The organism is Streptococcus oralis, from assembly GCF_001578935.1.
Classification (GTDB): domain Bacteria; phylum Bacillota; class Bacilli; order Lactobacillales; family Streptococcaceae; genus Streptococcus; species Streptococcus oralis_R.
This window is the reverse complement of record NZ_KQ969521.1, coordinates 672771-683806: the sequence shown is the minus strand read 5'-3', so window position 1 is coordinate 683806 and position 11036 is coordinate 672771. Positions and strand designations below refer to the sequence as shown.

Below are 11036 nucleotides of genomic sequence, written 5' to 3'. Positions count from 1 at the left end.
TATAAAGTATTCTCTAATGAAGAAGTAAAAGAAAATCAGCTATAATATTTTTGATATTGGCACTTAATATTCAGTTAAGTGCCTTTTCACAAAGGACTGGGGTACAGGCACAGCTTCGACCGGATTTGCTAAACGGGTGGAGGATCTGGTCAAGATTTCTGAGAAAGTTCAGAGCTTACTATCTGAAAAATAAATGAAAGGAATGGGCTTCTACATTGATTAGTATGATTTTTCGTTTCATACATATCAAGTAGGATGGGAATTATTTAGATATTTTATAGTATCAAACTAATTATTGCTAAAATATTATTTTTTTTAATTATTTGATATAATACTTGCATAAGTATTTGAATAATGTTAAAATAAGAAAAAAAGAACATAGGAGTAAGAATATGTCAGACCAAATTCGTGTGTCCACAGAGACGCTTCAATCACGTGCGCGTGAATATGGAAAAGCTGCTAACGATATCAGAGTTATCTTGAACAATCTTCAACGCCTACAAGACACTCTTCGTTCAGAGTGGGAAGGTGCTGCCTTCCAAGGTTTCGAGAGACAATTCCTTGAATTGAAACCGAAGGTTGTAAATTTTGCGGATTTGATGCAACAAATCAATACACAACTTGATAAGACTGCTGAAGCAATGAAACAAAATGACCAAGCTTTATCTAAGAACTTTGGCATTCAAAATAGTTAAGGATAAAGTTGAGGATTTCTCCTCAACTTTTTTACTACATTTATTTAAGGAGAACATGTGAATAAGAAAGTTTTATTTAGCTTAGGGATGCTACTGTTATTTGTTACAATGATAGTCTCCTTCTTTGCAGTTGTAAAACCAACACCGATCAGTCGAACGAACTCAGATTCCTCAGTGCAACAAGCCCCTATCAAAGTAGCTGTTGTTAATGAAGATACGGGTAAGGTATATAATGGACAACCGGTTAACATTGCGAATACTTTAGTAAACTCATTCATAGCTAAAAATAATTACAAAGTAGAAGTTGTTTCTCGGTCAATCGCTGAAAACGGTCTAAAAAATGAGACTTATCAGTTGATGATAATCTTACCAAGTAAATTTTCAGAAGAGGCTTTAGCAATCGAATCAACTTCTCCTGTTCAGGCGAAGTTTCAATATCAAATTCAATCAAGTGATCAACTGACTGTCAAACAGGCTGAACAAGCAGTAGTAGCTTTCAAAGAACTCTTTAATAAGGACTTGATTAATATTTATTTCACTAGTATTATTGGGAATTTGAAAACAGCACAAGGCCAGGTTGCTGATGTGGTTACAAATGAACATGAGTCACTAACGTCCTTTAATAGTAAGTTAGTGGATCCTCTTGCTCAATATAGTCAACAATTTAATGGCTTAGGTTCATCACCGAATAATCTGTTATCATCGTATTTGTCATTTAACAAGACCCTGTTAAATACAAATGATGCCTTTAAATCAATTATTTCTGTCGATAAGACATATGAGGGAACAATAAAAGAAATAGATGATCAACAAAAAAAATGGGATAGTTCCTTAGATACTAGAGAAAAGTCTTTAGCCAACTATGATAACGACTTTTCTAAATTATCAGTTAAGGAACAATTAACTCGATTAACTGCTATAAACACTCAAGTTACTGAGAAGTTATCAGAGCCAGCTATTTGGAAAGAAACTACTGATACGGCTTCTTCCTATAATCAAGATATCACAAAACTTCTCGAAAGCTTGAAGAAGAATAATAAGGAAATTGATGATACCTTATCAAATTATGATACAAAGATTAGAGAAGCAGTAGAGTCTTCCTTGGCTAAAAACTCCTCAGCGATAGATGGAGCTAATAAAACTCTTGGAAGTTATATCCAGTCGTTAAATACTAGTATGGAAAATCAAATTACTAGTAAATGGCCAGGTGTATACTACGATGATGCAGCTATAGATAATCTTTCTTTGTCAGATACTGATAAACAACATTTGAAAAATATTAGTGCTTTCATACAGTGGTATAGTAAGAAGACAGGGAAAGATTTGCCAACTTTGCAAGCTACAACACTTGAAAATGAAGAATTCTCTCAGTTAAAGAATGACATTAAATCTAAGAGCACAACAAAACGTGAGCTAACTTTACCTTCGTTTGAAGGGAAAATTTCAAAATTAACATTAACAGTACCAAGCGGATACTATCTGAAAGAATCAAACTATGGATTCTCTGATCTTGGAGGAGGGAGTTATCAGGTATCTATCCCTAGTGAAGCATCTCCAGGTATGACTATTTCATACACACTAGGAATCAAGAATGAAAATGATCTCAATCTCTTATCACCTGTGCTTGTTAAGTATCAATTAGATACGACAGAAGATGTAAAAGTTATAAAGGAAGATGCCCCTTATGTAGAAAAAGATAAAATAGAGAATGAGACAGTTCATTCTGCGCCTGTTAGTCCAGCTACTTCTGTAACGTCAAGTTCCTCTACGTCTGATGGGCAGAAACCAACAGAAATTATCACAATTACGAAGACCATCACGACTACTAAGATAAATCAAACAGAAAAAAAAGTTTTGAATCGTCATTATGAGATGCAAGACATTATTTCTAACTGGGAGTACAATCCTACTAAGCTAACTCAAGCGATTTATAAAGATGTTGAGGCGTATCTACAGTTATCAGGACTTGTTACTGCGTTTTACGGCTTAGATTTATCTAAAAACACCTATTCGGACTATACGTTTGTTCCAGCAGAAGGTTCTCTTGCTTCCTTAGCAAATAATGATGACCTCAAGACCATTGTGACCAATCTAATCAAAGCGACCACAGTAGAAGCTCTAAAATCAGATTTGAAGATTTCGGATAAAAAATTGACGGATATTCAGTCTCGATTAGCTAACACTGAAAAATTGACATCTAATATTGGTCAGCTGAGAACAACAACCAATGATTTAATGACCCAGTTAAGTCAGTTAATTGAACAAACCAAATTAGTGGATAAAACAATTACAGATAAGCCTAGTTTTGTTGTAACAGAAAAAGTAGATAATACTAATATGGTTACAGTTAGTATGGATATGAACAGGGACCTAGGTACACTGATGTCAGCTAGTAAAACCTTGATGGACAATACAAAAGCAAACCAAGCTGTTTCTGAGACGATACAAGCTACTATGACTCAGTTGACAAATGATGTTAATACATTGGAAAAAGACGGAAAATCATTAAGTGAACGCGTTTCTGAGTTGAAGAAAATCATGTCTAGTGAATATGGTTCAAACGAAGAATTTCTTAAAAACTTTTCTACTGTTTTGAGCAATACTAAAACAGGTAACACCAAAAATGAAGCTGTCTATGAATATTTGTCGAATCCTGTTGATGCTTCGAAAATTGGGAATGTCGTATCAGCTGCGACCAATTCACCGTCACAGACTAATCGTCAAGACGAAAGATCAGGACTTCTTATTATCTTAGTCAGCTATCTTGTTAGCTTGGTTGTTGCTTATCTTTTCCAACATGCAGATAAAGAAGAATTGCAAAGATTAATCAGTTTGAAGGATCGTTTGTCATGGAGAAATTCTTCTGGCCCAATGTTCTTTCTAAGTGTGATTTCAGTAGCAGCAGGTTCTATAATTGCGATTGTTTCTGGAGTTAAACTTGCTTTCTCTGTAAGTCAGTTGAGTTGGTTTGTAGTACTTCTTGTCTTGGTAAGTCTAATGATGACATATGGTCTGAATATCCTTATGGATAAACTAAAAAGTCTTGGATTTTTGATAAGTATAAGTCTACTACTGCTTTATATCATTTCAGCAACTCAATTGTTTGACGAATATTATGTGAATTCGGCTCCTATTTTAACAGCTCTTTCTCCATTGACATATCTTGAAGGTGCAGTGAAATTATTCATTAATCAGCAAAATGGAGTTGTTCAGTCAGTAATGGTAATTGTTGTTCTCACAATTGCTTTGGGACTTGGAAATACTTTCTTGTATCGTCAAGTTAAGGATAGCAAGTAATATGAAAAAAACCATTGTCTTTATCTTTCTATTGTTTTTAATTTTTACAAGAGGAAGTGTTGTCTTTGCAAATGATGGATCTTTGCAAATAGATACATCTTTAGATAAAAATACCAAGAAAACGGAGATTCAGTACTTTGAACAGGAGAGTAACTTGACAAAGTTATTTCATCCTGAGACCTATAAATTAGTTGATACAACTAAAAAATTGGATAACGAAAAGTATCAATTAGTTAAAACAAACTTATTTATCACTAAAGTGGAAACGGAGAATATCGTTAATGAGTACCAGTCTGCTTTATTTACCAGTCAGATTCAAATCAATCACAGTGATAAAAAGACTGTTTCACTTAAAAACGTAAAGTCTCCTGTTTCTTGGACCGCAATTTTATTGTTTATACTAGGGATGATTGTCACAATTTACTCGCTCTTTTATAAAAAGTTACATACAGCTAAACAATAAAATCGATAGAAAAATACATAGAGGGAGATACAAATGTATCTCCCTTTTTATAAATAAAAAGTTCTTCAATATTCATGTTCTGCGTGATATAATAGGCATAACACAATAGATTTAGGAGGGTTCTATGGAAGAGTACATTAATATTAGTCTGGATTGTTCGCCTTTTTTATCTAAAATATTAGATTTAAGAGTTCCTACTGAGTTAACGATTAAAGAATTACTACAAATCGTCTCAGATACTTATGGTATAGGGGTTAAGGTAATGAATCCAAGTGTAAGAAATCAACAGTCTGGAGAAATTCTTGCTAGTACGAGCAGTCTAGCATTAGTGAAAGACGGAGTTTTATTAAAACTGGAAAGAATATAGTAAGGGAGTCAGGTATGGACGTTCAAAAAATGGAATTAGTAGTTGGAGATATCAAGGGAAATCGAGAAATAGCTTATGCTCTATTAACAGCAACACAAGCTTATTTTGTGAATCAAAATGTCATTGAGGAAGAGGGTAAATTAACGATTGAAAGTCTTTTGACAGATGAATATTATTCTTGGGATAAGCTGACTAAGATGATTGATGAAGAAAAGTTACGTCATCTGATCAATGTTGGTCAATTATTTAACTTGCTGAAGGATTCAATTTATACTTATGAGTTATCACCTAGTAATCTAGTATTTTCACGAAATGGGAATCCCCTATTCATTTTTCGTGGTGTTAAAGGGCAAGTGCCTCCCTATGATGCATTAAACCTAGAAGCGTTTACCGTTAACTTTAAAGCTATGATAGTATCTCTACTAGATAAAAAGGTAAGTTATGAAAAATTAGTGGAGGGGCAGTCGCCATTCTATAAGGGAAAACTGTTTTGTGAGACCATCATGAAGGCTGAAGATTTGGATGCAATCTTAGCCTTACTACTAGAAAAATACCTAGAAGAACAGGAACAAAATAAAGAAAAATTTTCACGTGTTCCTAACAAACTTGTTTCGCGGTTGAAGTGGACTACTATTATTGCATCACTTATTGGAGTGCTGTCAATTGTTGGAGTGCTTTACTTTGCATTGTTCGCTATGCCTAATCAACAAATGATTTCAGACTTACGTTTGGCTTTTGTACACCAAGATTATTCATCGGTTGTATCTACTGTTAAAAATACAGACTCTAAATCACTTAGTCAAGATGATGCTTATATGGTAGCTTTTTCGGTCATCAAAACAGAACCTTTAACTGAAGCGCAAAAGACAGAACTATCCAAAATATCAACTCAATCAAGTACAGACTATCTTCGTTACTGGGTCTTAATTGGCCAGTCGAAAATTGATGAAGCTATAGATATTGCGAGTTACCTAGATGATCCACAATTATTAATGTACGGTCTGACTAAAAAGGTTGATGAAGTTCAGAGAAATCCTAACCTCACATCAGAACAACGTACGGAGCAACTAAACAATTATAAGAGTAAATTGGAAGAGTTGAAGAAAAACTACCTAACACCTGAGACGAACAAGTCGAATACGACTTCGACATCAACTTCAGCTTCAGCAGAGTCAAGATAGGAGTGGTCTATGAATTATTTATTTTTTGAAGGCAATGTTTATCCACTCTATGCAGGAAAAACCTATCAAATGGGGTCTTCTGTAGATTCTAATATCTATCTTCCTATTTTTGAGAATGTGGTGCTGGAAGTCAAGGAAAATGGAGTTGAACTATTCGGGGAGACTTATTTTTATGGGTATCATTTGGTTTCTATAGCTGAAAATATAAATGTTTCCTTATTGATTATTGAAAACACAGAGCATTACCTTCTTCCTGAGAAAATACTTTATTTATCAGATAAGAAAGAAGCGTCTATTCGCTTAGTTGATTTTCCTATAGAAATCATTTTGACCTTTGATGGGACAAATAAGACGATTTACAGTGTTAGTCCATTTTACATTAACGGTGAAAGAAAAACAGGAAAGCAAAACATTCAAGATATGGATCAAATCGTTTTTGAACAAGGTCTAGCTTTATCCGTTCAAAAACAAATCTTATCGATTCATTCACTATTTTCTATTGAGACGAGCTTACTGCCTTTTTCTGAAGTAATGGTCGAAGACCGTTCAAAAGAATTTCATCGCTCTCCACGGATTATTCTAAGAGAACCTGAGGATAAAGTAACGATTGCTTCGGCACCAACAGATGATGAAGGTAACAAACAATCGTTACTAAGATTGATTATTACCCCTTTGGCGATGATTGTCTTTACGATACTGACCGTTTACTTTACACGTAGTGGTGGAATGATGTTTATGATGATGGGGATGTCTGTCATTACTATTGGGACTTCCATTCATACTTATTTTTCTGATAAAAAATCACATAAGGAACTTCAAGAACAGAAAATTGTTGACTATATGGAATATTTGGAAACCAAATATTCTCAGTTAGCTGACTTACGTGATGAACAAGTTGAAGCTCTGGTTTATCATTTTCCTGATATAGTTCGTATTTTAGAAATGGTAGAAAAAATAGATCGACGAATTTATGAGAAAACGCTCTATCACTTCGATTTCTTGTCTTATCGCTTAGGATTGGGGGAAGTTAATTCTAGTTTCTCTATTGAGTATTCAGATTCTGAGTTGACAAAATACAATGCGGCTGCTAATCAAAAAATTCAAGAACTACTTTCTTACTATCGTGTGACCAAGCAGGTACCGATTACTCATACATTAACAAATCCTATGGGTTATATCGGAACACGACAAATAGTAATTGAACAAGTTCAACAGATGATGATGCAATTAGCAACTTTCCAAAGTTATCATGATTTACAGTTTATTCCAATTTTTCGAGAGGAAGAGTTGGAGTTATGGGATTGGAGTCGTTGGTTACCTCATACGAAAATTAAAGCACTAAATAGCCGTGGTTTTGTTTACAATCAACGTACTCGAGATCAACTATTGACGTCACTCTATCAAGTTATTAAAGACAGAAAATTAGATAGTGAGCAGGACAAAGGAAAGGAAAAGCAATACAGCCCTCATTATATTCTCTTTATTACAGATTTAAGCCTGATGTTGGATCACAACATTATGGAGTACATCAATGAAGATTTATCCCATTTAGGGATTCATTACGTTTTCGTAGAAGAGGTACTTGAAAGTTTACCAGAACACGTTAAGACAGTTGTTGACTATCGAGGAGATAAAAAAGGTACCGTATTACTTCAGGATGGCAATTATACAAATAAAGAAATTACGCCTCTTCCTCCTGTAAGTTTATCGGAAAAGGAAAATTTTGCGAGAAATCTTGCGGGTATTCATCATGTTCAGACTTTGCGTAATTCGATTCCGAATAGCATTACCTTCCTGGAGATGTATGGAGTCAATAAGGTAGAGGAACTAGATCTTTTAAAACGATGGCAGGACAATGAGACTTTCCAAACAATGGCTGTTCCTCTAGGAGTCCGAGGTAGGGATGATATTCTTTATCTAAACATTCATGAGAAGGCGCATGGACCTCATGGATTGATTGCTGGTACTACTGGATCAGGGAAGTCTGAGCTTATTCAGTCCTACATTCTATCTTTAGCGGTGAACTACCATCCGTATGAGGTTGCTTTCCTCTTGATTGACTATAAAGGTGGAGGGATGGCTAATCTCTTTGCAGGCCTACCTCATGTCGTTGGTACAATTACAAACTTGGATGGCAACCAGGCGAATCGGGCTCTGGTATCTATCAAGGCTGAACTGAAGAAACGTCAGCGTATCTTTGCAGAAAATGACGTTAATCATATCAACCAGTATATGAAACTCTTCAAAGAAGGGAAGGTCAAAGAACCATTACCACATCTACTAATCATTAGTGATGAGTTTGCAGAGTTGAAGGCAAATCAACCTGATTTCATGGATGAATTGGTCTCTACGGCTCGTATTGGTCGTTCATTGGGAGTTAAATTAATTTTAGCCACCCAAAAACCTAGTGGGGTGGTTAATGATCAAATTTGGTCCAACTCTAAGTTTAAAATAGCTCTTAAAGTACAGGATGTTGCAGATTCTAGAGAAGTAATCAAAACACCTGATGCTGCAGAAATCACCCAGACAGGTAGAGCCTATCTTCAAGTCGGAAACAATGAAATCTATGAGTTATTCCAAAGCGCGTGGTCAGGTGCGGACTATAATCCAGAAGGACGAAACCATGTTCAAAAAAATACAACGGTGTATGAGATTACAAGTAATGGCCAATACAACGCCATTAATAAAGATTTGAGTGGTTTAGTCAATCGAAAAGAAGCAAAGGCTGTTCCAACAGAATTGGACGCCATTGTAGAAAAAGCTCGTGAAGTCTTTGACAGTCTTCATATTCATCAGGTGGCCAGTCCTTGGTTGCCACCACTCGAAGAAAAGATATGTGCTAAAGATACACAATCGACTAACTTCAGGGATTATTGGGGACGTTCAGAGGCCTTACAACCTATTTTGGTTGGGTATCAAGATATTCCTGAAAGACAGGAACAATCACCCCTTTATTTCAATATGGAACAAAGAGGCCATATTTTATTAGTTTCTAGTCCAGGATTCGGGAAGTCCACTTTTCTACAGAACTTTGCGATGGACGTAATCCGTAAGCACACACCAGAACAGGTCCATTTCTATCTCTATGACTTTGGTACTAGTGGTTTAATCTCTATTTCTGATTTCCCTCATATTGCAGATTATTTCACCTTGGATGAAACTGAGAAAATCATGAAATCTCTTCGATTTTTGAATAGAGAGATTAAAACTCGGAAACGGGCTCTTTCGCGAGCAAGAGCGACAAATCTAACGCAGTACAATCAGTTGTCAGATGAGAGTTTTCCAACTATTTTCATCGAGATAGATGGTTTTGATAGTGTGATGGATGCCCCATTTGTAGATGCCTTTTATGATACTTTAAATGTCATCGCTCGAGATGGTGCTTCTCTAGGAATCTATCTAGTCGTGACACTTTCTCGTCTCAATGCGATGCGATTACAGTTGCAATCCAACTTTAAGACTAAGATTTCTCTCTTCTTATTTGATAACAGTGACTTGTCAGGTGTAGTAGGACGTTCAAACATTCCACTCGATGAAATCAAAGGCCGGGCGATAGCTAAATTTGACGATATCGTCCAATTCCAAGTGATGTTGCCGTACAGTAGTGAATACTATACGGACTACATAAAAGAAGTTCGTGCAGAACAAGAAGCAATGGCTGTGGCATACGATGGACCGCTTCCTACGGGTATCCCAATGTTGCCAGAGAAGGTAACCAAAGAGGTAATGTCAGATCTCTTAGAAAACAGTCAAGACTTTATCTTGGGTCTTGAAAGAGAAGCTGTTGTTCCAGCATCATTTAGCTTTGACCGACCTATTCTTATTGCTTCAGATAGTCCTGCCTTTGTAACAAATTACTACAAATTATTAGAGTATCATCTGAAACGTTTGTCAGACAAGTATAATACGGTTATTCTTGATTCTAGTCAACGTATTAGTAGTCAATTCTTTGCTGGTATTCAGCGTTTTGATAGTTCTTTGGAGGTTGCTGATGTGATGAAGACGATACTGGAAGACTTTAGGAAACGCGTCTCATCTCCAGACCAGGATTATCCAAAATGGTTGATTATGATACCAGATATCGCTGCGACAGCTATGGTAGCAGGGATGAATGAAGTAGACTTCAAAGAACTCCTCACAGAAGGCCCTCGCTATGGAGTAACCTTGGTGTTTGCTGGTGCTTATCAGGATCTAGTAACAAATCGATACGATAATTTTGTCAAACTAGCTAATCAGTTAGTAGAACAGGTCTTTCTTGGTGTACGTATTAGCGATCAAGATCATACTCGCTATCCTTATATCATGAATGAGCCTGCGCTTAAACCTAACCAAGGACATATTCTTTATCCAGATCGTTATGAATTTGTTCAACTATTAGAAATTTAGAAAGGGATACAATGAAAGAAACGACTATGTTGCCACTCGGCAGTATCGTTATTTTAAAAGGGAATACAAAGAAAATGATGATTATCTCTCGAGTGATTGCTGTTCCTGTCAAAGGAAATATCTATCGCTTTGACTACGGTGCTTGCCTATATCCTGAAGGGGTCGTAGGTGAAAATTTGATCTACTTCAATCATGAAGATATTTTTAAGGTTGTTCAAGAGGGTTATAGTGATGAGGATAATGACCTCATGTTGGAAAATATTGCTGCGGTTATAGACCAGACAGAGATCCCTAAAGGAAATGTAGCCGAATTGAATGACGTAAATGGATTGGGAGGTTAAGAGATGGGAGAAGTTGATTATATGCAAATCGATTCTCTGCAAAGACAGGTGAATGCCCACTCTGCCAGCATCTCCTCTGCCCAATCACGGATTACGACTATCGATGAACAGTTGGAACGTCTTCGCACGGCCAAGAAGTCTGTAGGGGAAATTCAAAAAAAGGTTCATGATATTAGGTATCCTATCAACCACCGCAATATCCAGCCGGAATGGCAAGGCAAACAAAAAGATGCCTTCACCAAGCAGTGGGAAACCTTCTCCAGTGACTACACGAGTTTCCAAACAGAGATGGATACCTTCTATGAC

General features: G+C 36.1%; 8 protein-coding genes. All 8 read left to right on the top strand.

Annotated features, from left to right (window positions below; all coding sequences use genetic code 11):
- Positions 1-392 precede the first annotated feature (392 nt).
- Complete coding sequence (locus SORDD15_RS03425) at positions 393-695, top strand: WXG100 family type VII secretion target (protein ID WP_061414363.1); 303 nt, start codon at positions 393-395, stop codon at positions 693-695.
- 57 nt (positions 696-752) lie between these two features.
- Positions 753-3992 (top strand): type VII secretion protein EsaA, encoded by a 3240-nt coding sequence (gene esaA, locus SORDD15_RS03420; RefSeq protein WP_061414360.1) that lies wholly within the window; start codon positions 753-755, stop codon positions 3990-3992.
- Between the two features lies 1 nt (position 3993).
- Positions 3994-4455: a type VII secretion protein EssA gene (essA, locus tag SORDD15_RS03415; RefSeq protein ID WP_061414357.1), complete on the top strand. Its 462-nt coding sequence runs from the start codon at positions 3994-3996 to the stop codon at positions 4453-4455.
- Between the two features lie 124 nt (positions 4456-4579).
- Complete coding sequence (locus SORDD15_RS03410) at positions 4580-4822, top strand: type VII secretion protein (protein ID WP_044020224.1); 243 nt, start codon at positions 4580-4582, stop codon at positions 4820-4822.
- A gap of 14 nt (positions 4823-4836) precedes the next feature.
- Positions 4837-6003, top strand: a complete 1167-nt coding sequence (essB, locus tag SORDD15_RS03405; protein ID WP_061414354.1) for a type VII secretion protein EssB — start codon at positions 4837-4839, stop codon at positions 6001-6003.
- A gap of 9 nt (positions 6004-6012) precedes the next feature.
- Positions 6013-10389 (top strand): type VII secretion protein EssC, encoded by a 4377-nt coding sequence (gene essC / locus SORDD15_RS03400; RefSeq protein ID WP_061414351.1) that lies wholly within the window; start codon positions 6013-6015, stop codon positions 10387-10389.
- Between the two features lie 11 nt (positions 10390-10400).
- Positions 10401-10730, top strand: a complete 330-nt coding sequence (locus SORDD15_RS03395) for a DUF4176 domain-containing protein (protein WP_061414348.1) — start codon at positions 10401-10403, stop codon at positions 10728-10730.
- A gap of 3 nt (positions 10731-10733) precedes the next feature.
- The coding region (locus SORDD15_RS09965) for a YwqH-like family protein (RefSeq protein WP_081102352.1) at positions 10734-11036 on the top strand (303 nt) is incomplete at its 3' end.